This window comes from Pantoea sp. MHSD4 (assembly GCF_021043305.1).
Taxonomy (GTDB): Bacteria; Pseudomonadota; Gammaproteobacteria; order Enterobacterales; family Enterobacteriaceae; genus Pantoea; species Pantoea eucalypti.
Window position 1 is genome coordinate 752,855 of the sequence record NZ_JAJNDH010000002.1, and the last position, 14,895, is coordinate 767,749.

Sequence of the window (14,895 nt, forward strand, 5' to 3'; positions counted from 1 at the left end):
TATGAACAGAGCCGAAAAAGTGGTCTGGACCGAGGGGATGTTCCTGCGTCCCCATCATTTCCAGCAGTCAGAAAATTATCTTCTCAGCACCCTGCGTGAGTGGGGCCAGTCACAGCGCGCTTATACCTGGGGCTTTTACGATCTGGAGTTTGATGAAGCGTTGCTGCGTCAGGGAAAACTGGCGCTGAGCGCCGCCAGCGGCTGCCTGCCGGATGGCACATTTTTCTCCTTCAGCCAGCCACAGCATGGCCCGGCACCGCTGGACCTTCCGGCCTCTGTTGACCGCAGCAAGGTCGTGCTGGCGATACCGGCCCGACGCAATGGCCGCGAAGCCGTCGCTTTTCAGGAGTCGCAGGACTCTCTGGCGCGCTACCTTGCCTGGGAAGCGGACGTGGAAGATGACAACGCACAGGCCGTGGGCAGCGCCACAGTGCAATTCGGCAAGCTGCGCCTGCGTCTGATGCTGGAGCAGGATCTCACCGCCGAGTGGACTGCGATGGGCGTGGCGCAGGTGATTGAAAAACGCAGCGACAATCACATCCGGCTCGACAGCGACTACATCCCGCCGATGCTGGGCCTGAACAGCAGTCGTCCACTGCAAAACATGTTTAACGACCTGTACGGGCTGATCCAGCAGCGCAGTCAGCAACTGAGTCAGCGAGCGCCGGGCACCGGCCGCTTCAACAGCGCTGATATGGTCGATTTTATGCTGCTGGCGCTGCTCAATCGTCAGCTTGGCCTGCACAGCCATCTGCAACATCTGCCGTTACTGCATCCTGAAACGCTCTATAGCCACTGGCTGCAACTGGCGGCGGAACTCAGCACCTGGACGCCCGCCCGCGCACCTGATGCGCTGCCGCTTTATGACCATGACGATCTTCACAGCTGCTTTAGCCGTCTGTCGCTGCTGTTGCGGCAGGGACTGTCGCAGGTCATGGAAGAGAGCGCGATTCAGCTGCCGCTGACCCAGCGCTCGCACGGCCTGAACGTCGCCACTGTACCGGAAAGCAGCATGGTGCATGAGTTTGGCTTTGTGCTGGCAGTAAAAGCCAGCGTGCCGGCTGACACCCTCAAAACCCATTTCCCGGCGCAGATGAAAGTCGCGCCAGTCAGTAAAATCCGCGATCTGGTGCAGCTGCAACTGCCGGGCCTTGCACTTCGGGCGATGCCTGGCGCGCCGCCGCAGATCCCGTGGCATGCCGGATACAGCTATTTCGAACTGGATAAGAACAGCGAGCTATGGAAAGAGATGGAGCGCTCGGGCGCTTTTGCGCTGCATCTTGCCGGTGAGTTTCCGGGCCTGAACATGGAGTTCTGGGCCATCCGCAGTCAGTCAGAATAATAAACTGAGCACGCAGCATGATGCAGGAACAACAAAAATCACACAGCGATCTTGCGCCCGATGCCAGCCACCAGAATGTGCTGGTCGCGGCGGCTAACCCCCTGATTAACGCGATTCCACAGATCCGCCATTCGGTGTCGCATGACGATCCGGCGCAACTGCGCCAGCAACTGATTGACCAGATTCGCCGCTTCGAGCTGAGCTGCCAGCAGTCCGGTCTCGGCTACGAAGTGATCATCGGCGCGCGTTACTGCCTTTGTACCGCGCTGGATGAGGCGGCGGCGCTGACCCCGTGGGGCAGCCGCGGCGTCTGGACCAGCAACGGTTTACTGGTGACGTTTCACAACGAAACCTGGGGTGGCGAGAAGTTTTTCCAGCTACTGGCCAAGCTGTCGCAGAACCCAAGACGCCACATTCTGATGCTGGAGCTGATCTACTTCTGCCTGCTGCTGGGGTTCGAAGGCCGCTACCGGGTGCTGGACAATGGCCGTTCGCAGCTGGAGACCATCAAACAGCGTCTGCTGCAGATGATCAGAAGCGTGCGCGGCAATTACGCGACGGCGCTGTCACCGCATCCCACCGATCAACCGGTGCTGCGCAAGCTGTGGCGACCGATGATCCCGCTCTGGGCCTGCGCCGCAGTCGCCGGACTGGCGGCCTGTCTGTTCTATATCGTGCTCAACTGGCGTCTGGGCGATTACACCTCGCCGGTTCTGGCCCGCATCTATCAGACGGCGCTACCGGAAGTGAAGATCGGCAACCCTGCGCCGCCACCGCCCGCCACGCTCGACCTGCGCGGTTTCCTGAAACCGGAAATTGATGCCGGGCTGGTGGCGGTACGTGATGAAGCGGACCGTAGCGTAGTGACTCTGAAAGGGGATGGGTTGTTTGCTTCGGCGGCCACCGACGTGCGCGGACGTTATGTCGACGTGATCCAGCGCATTGCCGCCGCCATGAACAACGTCAGTGGCCAGATTCAGGTGATTGGTTACAGCGATAACGTACCGATCCGCAGTGCGCGCTTCGGCTCCAACTTTGAGCTTTCGCTGGCACGCGCGCGGTCGGTGCAGTCCCTGCTGCAACAGCAACTGGCAGATCCATCACGGGTGAAAGCGGAAGGGCGCGGCGAAAGCAATCCGCTGGTGCCAAACAACAGCGCAGAAAATCGCGCACGTAACCGTCGCGTTGAAATCACACTGCTGGTGGCGCCGGATGCGACGCATGCCGAACTCAACGGCCTGGCGAGAGGGAACTGATCCATGCTGAATATTCTGTTTGCGGTGCTGACCAGCCGCCTCGCGTGGGGCTTCGTCGGCATCACCGCGCTCTCATTCATTATCTGGGTCATTGGCCCGGTCTTCTCTATCGTTGATTCGCGGCCGCTTGAACCAGAGCAGAACCGGATGATCAGTATCGCACTGCTCTATCTGGTCTGGGGGCTGGGGCAGGCGATCCCACGGCTTTACAATTACTGGCTCAACCGCAAGCTGATGTCGAGTCTGGAAACCGGCAAAAGCGATGCGCCGGAAGCAGATCGTCAGCGTCTGACCAGTGAAGAGCAGGTGCTGGCAGGGCGCTTCTCTGAAGCCACAGAGATGCTGAGAAAGGCGCATTTTCAGCGCCACAGCAGCAAGGGTACGCCGTTCTGGGCGCAGCGCTTTGGCCGCCAGTATCTCTATCAGCTGCCGTGGTACATGATCATCGGCGCACCCGGTGCCGGTAAAACCACCGCGCTGGTCAACTCCGGCCTGCAGTTTCCGCTGGCGGACAAGTTCGGCAAGTCGGCGCTGCGCGGCATCGGCGGCACACGCAACTGCGACTGGTGGTTCACCAATGATGCAGTCCTTCTTGATACCGCCGGGCGCTACAGCACCCAGGAGAGTCAGCAGGATCGTGATGCCAGCGAATGGCATCATTTCCTCGACCTGTTGCGTAAATATCGCGGACGTCAGCCAATTAACGGTGTCATCGTCACCCTGAGCGTCTCCGATCTGCTGAGCCAGTCACCCGAGGCACTGCGCAACCAGGCACTGGCGCTGCGTCAGCGTCTGATGGAGCTGCACGATCGTCTCGGCATCCGTTTCCCGGTCTATGTGCTGGTCACCAAAGCCGACCTGCTTAAAGGCTTCCGCAGCTACTTCGGCTCGCTGGACAAAGCCCAGCGCGAACAAATCTGGGGGTTCACCTTTCCGTGGGCGAAGGCATCTGCCGCCGATTTTGAGCTGAACAGCCAGTTCCAGCAGGAGTATTCACTGCTGCAACAGCGACTTGATGCCGGACTGGCCGACCGTCTGCTGATGGAGAGTGACGCCCAGTCACGGGCGGAAAGTTATCTCTTCCCACAGGAGTTTGCGGCGTTACGTCCATTGCTGGCAGACGCACTTGATACGCTGTTTGCCCGCTCCGATTTTGAAACCCAGTTCGCGCCACGCGGCATCTATTTTGCCAGCGGCACCCAGGAAGGACTGCCGTTTGACCGGGTGATGGGCGAGCTGAACCGCGCGCTGAATCTGCCAGGCCAGCAGGCGGGCGAATCAGGCAGATGGGATCAGGTTGATAAAGACGCGCCAATTCCGCAGAACAAAGGCCAGAGCTTCTTCCTGAAAGGAGTGCTGGAAAATGTGATTTTCCAGGAGTCGGGCCTGGCGGGCAGTAATCGCTGGTGGGAACTGCGCAACCGCGCCGGATTGTGGTCGGGGTATCTGGCGCTGCTGGTGCTGCTACTGGTGGCGGGCGGACTGTGGCTTACCAGTTACAGCAAGAACAAAACTTACCTGCAGGAGATGGCTGCTAAAGGGCCACAGGTTGAGCAACTGGGCAATCAGCTTCAGCAGCAGGTCAACGGCGATCTCTTTGCGCTGGTGCCCTATCTCAACACCCTGATGCACCTGCCAGAAAGCGCCGACTTCTCGCTGGAGTCTCCACCGCTGACGCGCCGCATGGGGCTTTATCGCGGCACCGAGGTCAGCGATGCAACCCACGCGCTTTACGACAAAGCACTGAAACAGCTGCTGTTGCCGCAGGTGGCACAGAACATCACCCGCTGGCTGCGTAATGACACTGGCAGCGATGCGGACTACAGCTATGAAGCGCTGAAGGCGTATCAGATGCTCTATCAGCCGAAGCACTACGATGGCAAATTCCTGCAGGCCTGGCTGATGCTGAATCTCTCACGTGAGCTGCCGCAGAACGTCACGCAGCAGCAGGTAAAACAGCTGGCGTGGCATCTGCAAAAGCTGCTGGAAACGCAGATCCACTCGTCGCCCTACGCGAAGGATGACGCACTGGTAAAGCGCGAGCAGGAAATGATTAATCAGATGCCGCTGTCACAGCGGGTTTATGGACGACTGAAGCGCCTGCTGCAACGGGATGACAGCCTGCAACCGGTCACGCTGGCGTCGCTGGGCGGGCCTCAGAGCGAGCTGGTGTTTTCCCGCAAAAGCGGTAAATCGGTGAATGACGGGGTGTCCGGTCTCTATACACCGGACGGTTACTGGCAGCATGTCGATAAGCAGATTGCCCCGGTAACGCAGGCACTTTATCAGGACGATCTCTGGGTACTGGGCGGTGCTGCGCCGCAACAGAAAAGTGAGCAGACCGATCTCGCGGTGCGTCAGCTCTATGTGCAGGACTATATCCGCCAGTGGGAGCAGTTTCTGAGTGATATCCAGCTCAACAGCAGCGCCGACCTTTCGCAACGTATCAACACCGCGCGTCTGCTGTCAGGCAATCACTCGCCGCTGCGCCAGCTGGTCATCAATCTCAGCAATCTGCTGACGCTGAACCGGGCGCAACCCGATGAGAAAACCGCGCAGGCAGCAAAACCGTCGGATAACAGCGCCACCCGTACTCTGGAAGCGCTGTTTACGTCACCTGAAGCGAGCGCTGCGCGTGGACAGGCGGCAACGCAGGTCTCTCCGGAACAGGCCGTTGCTGTGCACTTTGCGCCGATCCTTGAGCTGGCACAGCCGCTGCAGCAGGGCAGCAAGGTGCTGGCGGTGGATGACTTCCTGCACCAGATTGACGACCTTTATCGCTACCTCACGGCGGTGCAGGATGCCGCCAACAGCGGAATGCCGCCACCGGCCAGCGATGCGATCAGTCGTCTTCAGGCCAGTGCCGGAAGACTTCCCGGTTCGCTACAGAATATGGTCTCCAGCATGGCGGTCGGCGCCAGCAGTGATGCACAGCGCCGCGACATGGATAACGTCCGTAAACGTATCACGATGGAGGTGGGCAGTTTCTGTCGTCAGGCGATCGCCGGTCGTTATCCGCTGGTGCGCTCCGCGCGCAGTGAAGTGACACCTGACGACCTGGCCCGGATGTTTGCGCCTGGCAGCGGCATGATGGACAGCTTCTTCCGCGACAACCTGGCCAGCAAAGTCGACACCACCAACGCATCGTGGCGCTTTACGCCAGGTATTGACGGCAAAACGCTGCCGGGTGGCGAAGCGCTGCTTCGTCCTTTCCAGCAGGCGCAGTCAATTCGTGATGCGTTCTTTGCCAATGGCGCAACCACGCCAGGCTTCCGCGTCACGCTACGCACCGTAAAAATGGACAATGACATCCTCAACCTGACGCTGGATGTGGATGGTCAGCAATTGCGTTACAGCCACGGGCCGCAGGCCGTGCAGATGGTCAGCTGGCCCGGCCCTGGCGGCACCAGCCAGGTGCGGATGCAGCTGGGCCTGACCAACGGCACCACGTCGACGCTGGTCACCAGCGGCCCCTGGGCGCTCAATCGTTTCTTTGACCGCGCCCGGGTTACTGCTGCAGGCGGCCTGACCCGTGAAGCCACGTTCAGCGTGGAGGGCCATCAGGTCACGCTGTCGTTCACCCCTGGCAGCATTCGTAACCCGTTCCAGCTTCCCGGCTTTAGCTGCCCCTGAAACAGGACCCGACAATGACTCATTACGCTGCACCCTGCTGGTACGGCAAATTGCCCAGCGCAGGTGACTTTGTGAAGCGCCGCTTTCCTGACGTGCTCTATCGCCAATGGTCCAGCTGGTTTCAGGTGGGCCTTCATCACTGGCAGAGCAGCCAGGAGAGTGAAAACGCCCCGTCGCGCCCTTTCCTTAACGCGCCGGTCTGGAATTTTGTGGTGCCGCCGATGCTGGGCAGTCAGCTGATCCAGATGGGCTGCCTGATCGCCGCACGGGACAGCGTAGGGCGTAACTATCCGCTCTGCGCGCTGCGCCACTTCACCCCCGCCGAGTGGTCTCCCGCGCTGCTGGCCCGCTCCGGCGAGTGGTATCAGCAGGTGGGCAATACGCTGCTGCGGGTGGTGCAGGGTGGCGGATCGCCGGAACAACTGGATCAGGCGCTGATCAGCATTCCGCAGCCGCAACCGCCGCAGGAAGCGGGCGAGTCATCAGATATTCTCAACGTCATCGGGCATGGCGACACGCCCTCGACGCTGAACTGGGCGCTGCCGGGCGAGAACTTCGACCCGCAGTTTTACACCAGTTTCTGGTGGACCAATCAAAGCGACGGCTTCCCGCTTTATACCCAGGTCCACAGCGGTAACTTCACCGCTCAGCTCTTTTCATTGCTGTTTGATCCGGCCGGTGGGGCAAAGCCGGGACGAAACGGACTTTATCCCCCGATGTTTGAATCCTGAGGCGACACGCATGACGATGAATACAGAGGCCTTGCTGGCTCCGGTCAGTGAAGAGAATCCCGGCGGCGATAACCTGGAGTACGACGCCGATTTTCAGGCGATGGAGCAGGCCAGTGCCGGCAAAGCGGAACAGCAGTTCGGCGATACCATCATTCCCGCGGAACCCGCCGACTGGAACAAAGTTGAGAAGCTGGCAATAGCCTTACTGGGCCGCAGCAAAGATTTGCGGGTGATGCTGGCGCTGACGCATGCCTGGACGGAGCTGAAAGGGTTGCCGGGCTATGCGCAGGGTCTGAAGCTGATTGAACAGGCGCTGCTGCTTTACTGGGAGCCGCTGTGGCCTCGTCTGGAAGAGTACGGCGAACAGGATCCCTTCTACCGTATCAATGCTCTGGCGTTGCTGGGTGACAAGACCTCCCTGAGCGGCGCGGTGCGTCAGTGCTGGCTGCTGCGCTATCCGTCCGACGGCATCTCGCTGCGCGATGCTGCCGCCCTGTGTGATGGCAGCAAAACCGAAGTGGCGGATTATCCCGGCGGCCTGCCGCGTCTGATCGACGAACTGGCACGCGGCGACCAGCCCGGCATTGAGGCGGTACTGCAGATTCATGAGCGGCTGCAGACCATCTGCGAAACCATCGCCGAACGGCTGGGCGAGGCGGCAGTGCCTGAACTGATACAGATGCGCCGACAGATTGCACTGATCGCCGAACGCTGCCAGGCCACGGACCTCAGCCAGCTGATTCCCACCGCAGCGGCGGAACAGCCCGCAGAAGCCGCTGCAGCGGCGGCTGTCGCAGCGGCCCCGCGCGCTGCAGCGGACTGGCGCACGGTACAGATCAGTTCCCGCGCCGACGCGCAGCTGATGCTGGAGAAAGTGAAACTGTACTTCACCCAGCATGAGCCGAGTCATCCGGCCCCGCTGATGATTGATCGGGTACAGCGCTTAATCGAGCGCGACTTTCTGGAGATCATCCGCGAACTGGCACCCGATGGCGTTCATCAGCTGGAAACCATTTTCGGACGTCGCGACTAAGCAGGCGTGACCCACTCACACAGCGGGACCTGCGCGCCTGCTGTGACACATTATCCGCGCATCATTGATGGAGAAAACCATGGCAACAAGCAAATCCAGTGGGCAGAAGTTCATTGCCCGCAATCGCGCGCCTCGCGTCCAGATTGAATATGACGTGGAAATTTATGGCGCGGAACGCAAAATCCAGCTGCCGTTTGTGATGGGCGTGCTGGCGGATCTGGTGGGTAAACCGCTGGAGCCGCAGCCGGGCATCGACGAACGGAAATTCCTGGAGATCGACATCGACAACTTCGATGAGCGCATGAAAGCGCTGAAGCCGCGCGCCGCGTTCCAGGTGGACAACACCCTGAATGGCGAAGGCAAGCTGAACATCGATCTCACCTTTGACAGCATGGATGACTTTTCGCCGGATGCGGTGGCCCGTAACGTCGAGCCACTGAGCAAGCTGCTGGAAGCGCGTACCCAGCTGGCGAACCTGCTGACCTATATGGATGGCAAAAACGGTGCGGAAGAGCTGATTGGTAAGGTGCTGCAGGATCCTACGCTGTTGCAGGCCCTGACCCATCTGCCAAAGCAGGATGAGGCCACTGAAGGTAAGGAGCCGCAGGCATGACGCAGACTTCACAACAACCGCAGTCGCAGGGCGCAGCCAGTTTCAGTCAGGATGAGTTCAGTGCGCTGCTGAATAAAGAGTTCCGGCCAAAAAGCGATCAGGCGCGCGCGGCGGTCGAAAGCGCGGTGAAAACTCTGGCGCAGCAGGCGCTGGAAAACACCGTCACCGTCTCCAGCGATGCGTATCGGACCATTCAGGCGCTGATTGCGGAGATCGACGAAAAGCTGTCGCAGCAGGTAAACCAGATTATTCACCACCCGGAGTTTCAGTCGCTGGAAAGCGCCTGGCGCGGCCTGAGCTATCTGGTGAACAATACCGAAACTGACGAGATGCTGAAAATCCGCTTTATGAGCATCTCCAAGCAGGAGCTGGGTCGTACTCTGAAGCGTTACAAGGGTGCCGGCTGGGATCAAAGCCCGCTGTTCAAGAAGATTTATGAGCAGGAGTATGGTCAGTTCGGCGGCGAGCCGTTTGGCTGCCTGGTGGGTGACTACTACTTCGATCATAGCCCGCAGGATGTTGAGCTGCTGGGTGAGATGGCACGTATCGGTTCGGCCGCGCACTGTCCGTTCATTACCGGTACCGCGCCGGAAGTGATGCAGATGGAGTCCTGGCAGGAGCTGGCGAACCCACGCGATCTGACCAAGATCTTCCAGAACACCGAATATGCTGCCTGGCGCAGCCTGCGTGAATCGGAAGATGCACGCTATCTGGGTCTGGTGATGCCGCGTTTCCTGGCACGTCTGCCTTATGGCATTCGTACCAACCCGGTCGACAGCTTCGACTTCGAAGAGCAGACCGACGGTTCCGATCACGGCAACTACACCTGGAGCAATGCCGCCTACGCCATGGCCGCCAACATCAACCGCTCATTTAAAGAGTATGGCTGGTGTACGGCGATCCGCGGCGTGGAGTCGGGCGGTGCAGTGGAAAACCTGCCGTGCCACACCTTCCCGAGCGATGACGGCGGCGTGGACATGAAGTGCCCGACCGAAATCGCTATCAGCGATCGTCGCGAAGCCGAACTGGCGAAAAACGGCTTTATGCCGCTGGTGCATCGCAAAAACTCTGACTTCGCCGCCTTTATCGGTGCGCAGTCACTGCAGAAGCCGATGGAGTATCACGACGCCGATGCCACCGCCAATGCCCGTCTGGCGGCGCGTCTGCCTTACCTGTTCGCCTGCTGTCGCTTCGCGCATTACCTGAAGTGCATTGTGCGTGACAAGATCGGCTCTTTCCGCGAGCGCGACGAGATGGAACGCTGGCTAAACGACTGGGTGATGAACTACGTCGATGGCGATCCGGCTAACTCCTCGCAGGAGACCAAGTCCCGCAAGCCGCTGGCCGCTGCCGAGGTGAATGTGGAAGAGCAGGAAGATAACCCAGGCTATTACGCTGCGAAGTTCTTCCTGCGTCCGCACTATCAGCTGGAAGGCCTGACCGTTTCGCTGCGTCTGGTTTCTAAGCTGCCGTCACTGAAAAATGACAATGCTTAAACGTTGAGTCGCAAGGTTTTCAGGCGCGAAAGGGGTTTGCGCCTGATGCCTGACAGAAAGTTTGCTGAAATGAGTGTCAGGGAGGATGACAGCATGGTTAAAAAGCTAGTCCTGTATTTATTACATCTCCTGCTGAAATTTATTTCTGGCCTGATTTTATTCAGCTGTACAGGTTATTTCATTTTCTTCTGTGACTGGAATGTCACGATAATGATGAAAATAATTAACGGTATTGTGATTGCTCTTTCAGTCACTGTTTCGTTAGGTTTTTACTGGGCAGGGGCTAAGCTAAGAAGAATTTATTAATTGCTTCTCTGCTTTCTGAATGCCAGGTGAAAACCTCGATTCCGCATTATGAAAAGATGAATATATATTGCCCGGCTTAATGCCTGGTAATTCGGTATCTGAAATATCGTTTATGACGATATTTCAGAAGCAAGGCAAAGGTAAAATATGGACTGTTTTATTCAGCCCCATGCTTTTCTTTTTGCCATATCCTTGCTTTTTTTGAAAGCAATATTCTCAACCAATAAAGAGTGAAAGATAATGGCTATTGATATGTTTATGAAGGTTGACGGTGTTACTGGCGAGTCGAAAGACTCAAACCACACTGGCTGGACCGATATTACCTCTTTCTCATGGGGTGCCTCTCAGCCAGGCAACATGTCTGTTGGCGGCGGCGGCGGTGCCGGTAAGGTTAACTTTAACGACCTGCACGTGAATGCATTAATCGACAAGTCAACTACGGCGCTGTTGAAGAACTGCGCAAGCGGTAAGCATCTCGCTAAAGTTGAACTCTCTATCTGTAAAGCGGGCGGCTCTCAGGTTGAGTATGCACGCATCACCCTGGAAGACGTTCTGGTGACCGCTGTGAATTACAATGGCTCCGACAACGGCGATACACTGGGAATGACTTACTCCTTCCAGGCATCCAAAGTGAAGCAGCAGTACTGGGAGCAGAGCGCTTCCGGCGGCAAAGGCGCAGAGAGCAGCGCAGGCTGGGACATCAAAGGCAACAAAGAAGCGTAATAAACGACGCCTCCGAAAAGGGGGCGTATCTTCATTAAAATTAATGAATTAATGCAGTGGTTATACGTTTAGCTCATTAAATTGCAAAAGGAGGTTGTTTATGGCTGAAAAAATTCAATTGAGCCGGGATTTTGTGTTGTTCAGCGTCCGGGAAGACTGACTGAGCAGGCAATGTGGCTTTATGGCACGCGCAATATGTCTGCCGCGAACTATTTTTTGCAATTAAATGCTGATGTTGCATGGGCTAAACCAGGCCAGATTTTAACCGTTGCTGACCCTGACGGTAACAATCATCCTGCAGCCATGCGCACTCTGGAAGAGACTAAATCCAGAACCAATAATAGTGTCACTCATCTGACGGTTGATGAGGCTGATTTCTTTAACCGCCATTATGTCTCTATTGCTGCAATTACCAACTTTATGGATAAAGCCTCAGGTATCATAGGTGACGCAGGCGAGAAGTGTTTTAATGAAATTGGCAATAAACTTACCGCCATTGAAAATGCCTATCGTAATCAATATCTGACATCTGGAACATTGTTCGGTCAGCAGTTTTTTGTTGAGCGGAAGCGGTTGTTTGGTGAGCTTGAAGTGTTACTGAATCGTTTATCCCGATTTGTGCTGAATTTGCGCCCCTACGAGAAGATAAAACATGCATTAAACCTTTCCAGTTCCTCTATCATCCATGATTGGCAAACGGCAGGCACAACAGCAATACGTGGTTATTCGACCTATGTAGATAGTGCAGCCAAAGCAGCAAAATTCATGAAAATGGGTGGGTGGGTTTCGATAGGATTTAGTGCTGTAAATACGACTAATGAGGTTTATCACAGTTGTACCAAAGAAAGAGAAAATGAATGCTCTAAAGTGGCGGTGAAAGAGTATTCTAAGTTTGCAGCAAGCACGACTGCAGCTATCTTAGCTGGTGCGGCGTCTGCAACACTTGCAACATCTGCCTGTGTGGCACTGGGTGTTGCAACCGGAGGCATTGGTGCATTAGCTTGTGGAATAGTTGGTTCCACAGTGGGTGGTTATGGCTCTGCTAAGCTGGGTGAAAAAGGGGCGGGTATTTTGATGGATAAGATTTTATGATTTGGTATGATTTTTTTATGTATGGCTGCTTAATTTTATCTGTTTTAGTTATTTCGCTGCATGTTTATACTGCGTGGTTCTTTAGAGTTAATCAAAAAGCTTATCAGGATTTTATCAATCTTTATCAAAGTACAGGGTTGCAACTAGACTTGACCACTAAAGTTGCAAACCATTTGGGATTCTATGCTAATTATCAGAAAGTAGCATTTTTCATGAATCTCAGAAAGGGGCGGAAAATGCGTTTTTCTAAGTCTGAAAATGTCAGTATTCAGGCCTATGAATTTGTGCAGCAACAACCCAGAGAGAAAATGGTGTGGATGGAAAAAACGCTCCACCTTTACCAGTTTACATTTTTCCTGACCGTTGGCTGGGCTGTTTTTATGGCAGTTTTCGTTTATGTATTTAACTGAGGTTAGGGATAAGACTGCAGCAATGCCCGAGGGCGTGTGACACTCTGACGGCAATATCTGCTCTGATACCTGTCACTTCCTGGGTGGTGCAGAAAATGGTAGTTTTGTTCCTGATGTTGCCTCCCTGTGGATACTGAAATGAAAAACTTACTGATTTTACTGGCTCTGACGTCATCTCCTGCGGCGCTGGCGATAACGCCTCCTGCTCCTGACTCGTTTAAACAACCGCAGATTTTCAGCAACTGGCTTCTTAACCGTTGCGCAGGTAAAGCTACCACTGACAAGGCTTTTACTGAGGATGCCTTTAAAAGCGCGTCAGCCTGGTTAGAGATAAGCCATCTTCCCGTTGAAGCATTCAGCGAGGGCGATAAGTTAATCAATGACTATCTGAAGATGAACCTTACAGGCTCGGTTTCAGGAAATTTCAATATGATGAAATGCACGCTACTTGCGCAAAGCCAGTATGCTGAATCTCTCTATAATAAATATAAAAATTAATTTCTTTTTTGTGGAAAGCTCCAGGGATACAGTAACGCTAAATATCATAAATGAACTTTCATAGAAGATGTTTTTAGTTAAATGTAATCGCGTTTACAGCTGAAGCTCAGCATGATAGTGACTCGTAAATGGAATCAACATATGATAAAGAAAATAATCCATATTATTATCATGGTGCTTATTGGTTTGCCTTCATTGTCTTTAGCAAAATCAGTTTCACACTTTGAAGGAAAAATATTCAAGGCGGATATCACCTATAGTTGTGAGGAAGGTAATCTCACCTGTGATAACGTTTCGCTCAAGTCCAGAAAAGTAAAAGATAATTCTTCAATTGTCCTTAAAGGCGAGACCATCAATACAAATTGCCCTGATGTCTGCGACTTCAGGGGATATCGCTTTACGAATGGAAAGTACGAGTATTCTTTTTATCCCAGTCAGAAGGGCGATAACCTCTGGGATTATATCGTGACATTCAAGGGGAATGTTATTGCTCAGGATGTTGGCGTGATGAAATAAACCGCTTATAAAGTGCTGCATAATGAGTCTGCCCATTTGCTCAGGCATGGGTAAGTTATTACAGGTAAAGATTTTAATGAGAACATGTTTTTCTATATTGCTGTCTATCACGGTTATGTATGTTTCGCCCGTCCACGCAATGAGTGATTGTTCAAAAGGGAATAACGACCAGGAAGTTTACAATTGCGCCCGGAAAAACAGAAGCCAGACTGAGATTGATTTAAATAAAGAATATAAACTGGCTAAAGCCAGAGTTGAAACTCTTTTTGAAGGTGATAATAAAGCGCTTAGTCAATATATGAGTACATTAACTGACGCTCAACGAGCGTGGCTACAGTACCGGGATAATGACTGTAAACTGGCTTCTTATGTTGCAGATAAAGGAAGTGATTTAAGTAACGCTAATTTTAATATGTGCACTTCTGAGCTTAACGAGCAAAGAATCATAAAGCTTAAGTTGATTCCCTATCATTGATCGTTAAGAGTGCTGAGATAATTATGAAAAGAATAAGTAAACTGATTTTGATCGGTGTGTCCCTTTCCGTAAGTGCTTCAGCGATCGCTGATGAGACCTGTGCAAAACAGCCTTCAGACGGCACGCTGTTTCAGTGTACTGTTCAGCAGAAGACGCTGGCGGAAGATGACCTGAACAAAGCGTACCAGACGGCTAAAAAGCGGATTGTACAGATGTACGGCACACAGAAAAAACTGGCTGATGACTATGTCGCAACGCTGGTAGATACCCAGCGCAACTGGCTGAAGTATCGTGATGGACAGTGCAGGCTGGAGGCCTTTGCGGCTGAAGAAGGCAGCAATGCGAGTGCGGTGGCGACTAATCTCTGTGTTATCCGCATCGATAAAGAGCGTTTTGCTCTTCTGAAACAACTGCCTTACTGATGATTTTCCTTGCTCAGGCTTTACAAGTCTGGCACGACATTCTCTTTAACTATCGCGCATGGCGTTACGCTTTAATCCCGTTTTTTTCAATGCTGTAAATGATTCTGAATAAATGCTATTTAAGCAAGAGAGTCTCTGGTGCTCATAATAAGATTATCTTTGAATTTATTTTAATTATTACCCTGTTCGTTAGTTAAAAATAAACCTTTAACGCAATGTTATCGGCTTAACTAAATATGATGGCTTTTCTGTTTATAAGTCTTAATTAACCGCCAGCTATTTAAGAAAACCAATTCTAAAATCTCCCGCTCCCTATACCCCGCGCCTTTCCCTGAGAGGTGCGCGGTAT

General features: G+C 54.2%; 15 protein-coding genes. All 15 read left to right on the forward strand.

All coding sequences use genetic code 11. From position 1 onward, the window contains the following. The first annotated feature begins 1 nt into the window (after window position 1). The 15 genes from tssK to LQK91_RS10485 all read left to right on the forward strand — a co-directional run bounded on the left by tssK (window position 2) and on the right by LQK91_RS10485 (window position 14,546). Window positions 2-1,342, forward strand: a complete 1,341-nt coding sequence (tssK, locus tag LQK91_RS10410) for a type VI secretion system baseplate subunit TssK (RefSeq protein ID WP_039661097.1) — start codon at window positions 2-4, stop codon at window positions 1,340-1,342. Window positions 1,343-1,359: 17 nt separating this feature from the next. Beyond that, window positions 1,360-2,598 (forward strand): DotU family type VI secretion system protein, encoded by a 1,239-nt coding sequence (locus tag LQK91_RS10415; protein WP_003853319.1) that lies wholly within the window; start codon window positions 1,360-1,362, stop codon window positions 2,596-2,598. 3 nt (window positions 2,599-2,601) lie between these two features. Continuing rightward, complete coding sequence (gene tssM, locus LQK91_RS10420; protein ID WP_105099297.1) at window positions 2,602-6,231, forward strand: type VI secretion system membrane subunit TssM; 3,630 nt, start codon at window positions 2,602-2,604, stop codon at window positions 6,229-6,231. Between the two features lie 14 nt (window positions 6,232-6,245). After that, window positions 6,246-6,962 carry a type VI secretion system-associated protein TagF gene (gene tagF / locus LQK91_RS10425; protein ID WP_003853313.1) on the forward strand — a complete coding sequence of 239 codons (717 nt, stop codon included), beginning with the start codon at window positions 6,246-6,248 and terminating at the stop codon, window positions 6,960-6,962. A 16-nt stretch (window positions 6,963-6,978) separates the two neighbouring features. Next, window positions 6,979-7,995 carry a type VI secretion system protein TssA gene (tssA, locus tag LQK91_RS10430; RefSeq protein WP_231001617.1) on the forward strand — a complete coding sequence of 339 codons (1,017 nt, stop codon included), beginning with the start codon at window positions 6,979-6,981 and terminating at the stop codon, window positions 7,993-7,995. 79 nt (window positions 7,996-8,074) lie between these two features. Further along, the gene (gene tssB / locus LQK91_RS10435) at window positions 8,075-8,608 is read left to right on the forward strand and encodes a type VI secretion system contractile sheath small subunit (RefSeq protein ID WP_008925979.1); all 534 of its coding nucleotides are present in this window, start codon (window positions 8,075-8,077) and stop codon (window positions 8,606-8,608) included. After that, window positions 8,605-10,104 carry a type VI secretion system contractile sheath large subunit gene (tssC, locus tag LQK91_RS10440; RefSeq protein ID WP_003853307.1) on the forward strand — a complete coding sequence of 500 codons (1,500 nt, stop codon included), beginning with the start codon at window positions 8,605-8,607 and terminating at the stop codon, window positions 10,102-10,104. Before tssB ends, tssC begins: the two co-directional genes overlap by 4 nt. Before the next feature lie 45 nt (window positions 10,105-10,149). Beyond that, window positions 10,150-10,410 (forward strand): hypothetical protein, encoded by a 261-nt coding sequence (locus tag LQK91_RS10445; protein ID WP_231001611.1) that lies wholly within the window; start codon window positions 10,150-10,152, stop codon window positions 10,408-10,410. Window positions 10,411-10,650: 240 nt separating this feature from the next. Further along, complete coding sequence (locus LQK91_RS10450) at window positions 10,651-11,133, forward strand: Hcp family type VI secretion system effector (RefSeq protein WP_003853303.1); 483 nt, start codon at window positions 10,651-10,653, stop codon at window positions 11,131-11,133. A 171-nt stretch (window positions 11,134-11,304) separates the two neighbouring features. After that, the gene (locus LQK91_RS10455) at window positions 11,305-12,225 is read left to right on the forward strand and encodes a hypothetical protein (RefSeq protein ID WP_225613732.1); all 921 of its coding nucleotides are present in this window, start codon (window positions 11,305-11,307) and stop codon (window positions 12,223-12,225) included. Then, the gene (locus LQK91_RS10460; protein ID WP_008925982.1) at window positions 12,222-12,635 is read left to right on the forward strand and encodes a hypothetical protein; all 414 of its coding nucleotides are present in this window, start codon (window positions 12,222-12,224) and stop codon (window positions 12,633-12,635) included. The genes LQK91_RS10455 and LQK91_RS10460 overlap by 4 nt, the downstream gene beginning before the upstream one ends. A 138-nt stretch (window positions 12,636-12,773) precedes the next feature. Continuing rightward, window positions 12,774-13,133 carry a T6SS amidase immunity protein Tai4 family protein gene (locus LQK91_RS10470; protein ID WP_105099294.1) on the forward strand — a complete coding sequence of 120 codons (360 nt, stop codon included), beginning with the start codon at window positions 12,774-12,776 and terminating at the stop codon, window positions 13,131-13,133. 111 nt (window positions 13,134-13,244) lie between these two features. Then, a complete protein-coding gene (locus LQK91_RS10475) occupies window positions 13,245-13,649 on the forward strand; it encodes a hypothetical protein (RefSeq protein WP_231001612.1) in 405 nt (134 codons plus the stop codon). Between the two features lie 22 nt (window positions 13,650-13,671). Beyond that, on the forward strand, window positions 13,672-14,124 hold the full coding sequence (locus LQK91_RS10480; protein WP_231001613.1) for a lysozyme inhibitor LprI family protein: 453 nt from the start codon (window positions 13,672-13,674) through the stop codon (window positions 14,122-14,124). Window positions 14,125-14,147: 23 nt separating this feature from the next. After that, entirely contained in the window at window positions 14,148-14,546 is a 399-nt protein-coding gene (locus LQK91_RS10485) for a lysozyme inhibitor LprI family protein (protein WP_039661069.1), read from the forward strand. Window positions 14,547-14,895: the final 349 nt, after the last annotated feature.

Bases quoted from the DNA above. Each gene is read 5' to 3' on its own strand.
- tssK (WP_039661097.1), top strand. From the start codon at position 2: ATGAACAGAGCCGAAAAAGTGGTCTGGACCGAGGGGATGTTCCTGCGT.
- LQK91_RS10445 (WP_231001611.1), top strand. From the start codon at position 10,150: ATGCCTGACAGAAAGTTTGCTGAAATGAGTGTCAGGGAGGATGACAGC.
- tagF (WP_003853313.1), top strand. From the start codon at position 6,246: ATGACTCATTACGCTGCACCCTGCTGGTACGGCAAATTGCCCAGCGCA.
- tssM (WP_105099297.1), top strand. From the start codon at position 2,602: ATGCTGAATATTCTGTTTGCGGTGCTGACCAGCCGCCTCGCGTGGGGC.
- tssC (WP_003853307.1), top strand. From the start codon at position 8,605: ATGACGCAGACTTCACAACAACCGCAGTCGCAGGGCGCAGCCAGTTTC.
- tssA (WP_231001617.1), top strand. From the start codon at position 6,979: ATGAATACAGAGGCCTTGCTGGCTCCGGTCAGTGAAGAGAATCCCGGC.
- LQK91_RS10480 (WP_231001613.1), top strand. From the start codon at position 13,672: ATGAGTCTGCCCATTTGCTCAGGCATGGGTAAGTTATTACAGGTAAAG.
- LQK91_RS10475 (WP_231001612.1), top strand. From the start codon at position 13,245: ATGATAGTGACTCGTAAATGGAATCAACATATGATAAAGAAAATAATC.
- LQK91_RS10485 (WP_039661069.1), top strand. From the start codon at position 14,148: ATGAAAAGAATAAGTAAACTGATTTTGATCGGTGTGTCCCTTTCCGTA.
- LQK91_RS10470 (WP_105099294.1), top strand. From the start codon at position 12,774: ATGAAAAACTTACTGATTTTACTGGCTCTGACGTCATCTCCTGCGGCG.
- LQK91_RS10450 (WP_003853303.1), top strand. From the start codon at position 10,651: ATGGCTATTGATATGTTTATGAAGGTTGACGGTGTTACTGGCGAGTCG.
- LQK91_RS10415 (WP_003853319.1), top strand. From the start codon at position 1,360: ATGATGCAGGAACAACAAAAATCACACAGCGATCTTGCGCCCGATGCC.
- LQK91_RS10455 (WP_225613732.1), top strand. From the start codon at position 11,305: ATGTGGCTTTATGGCACGCGCAATATGTCTGCCGCGAACTATTTTTTG.
- LQK91_RS10460 (WP_008925982.1), top strand. From the start codon at position 12,222: ATGATTTGGTATGATTTTTTTATGTATGGCTGCTTAATTTTATCTGTT.
- tssB (WP_008925979.1), top strand. From the start codon at position 8,075: ATGGCAACAAGCAAATCCAGTGGGCAGAAGTTCATTGCCCGCAATCGC.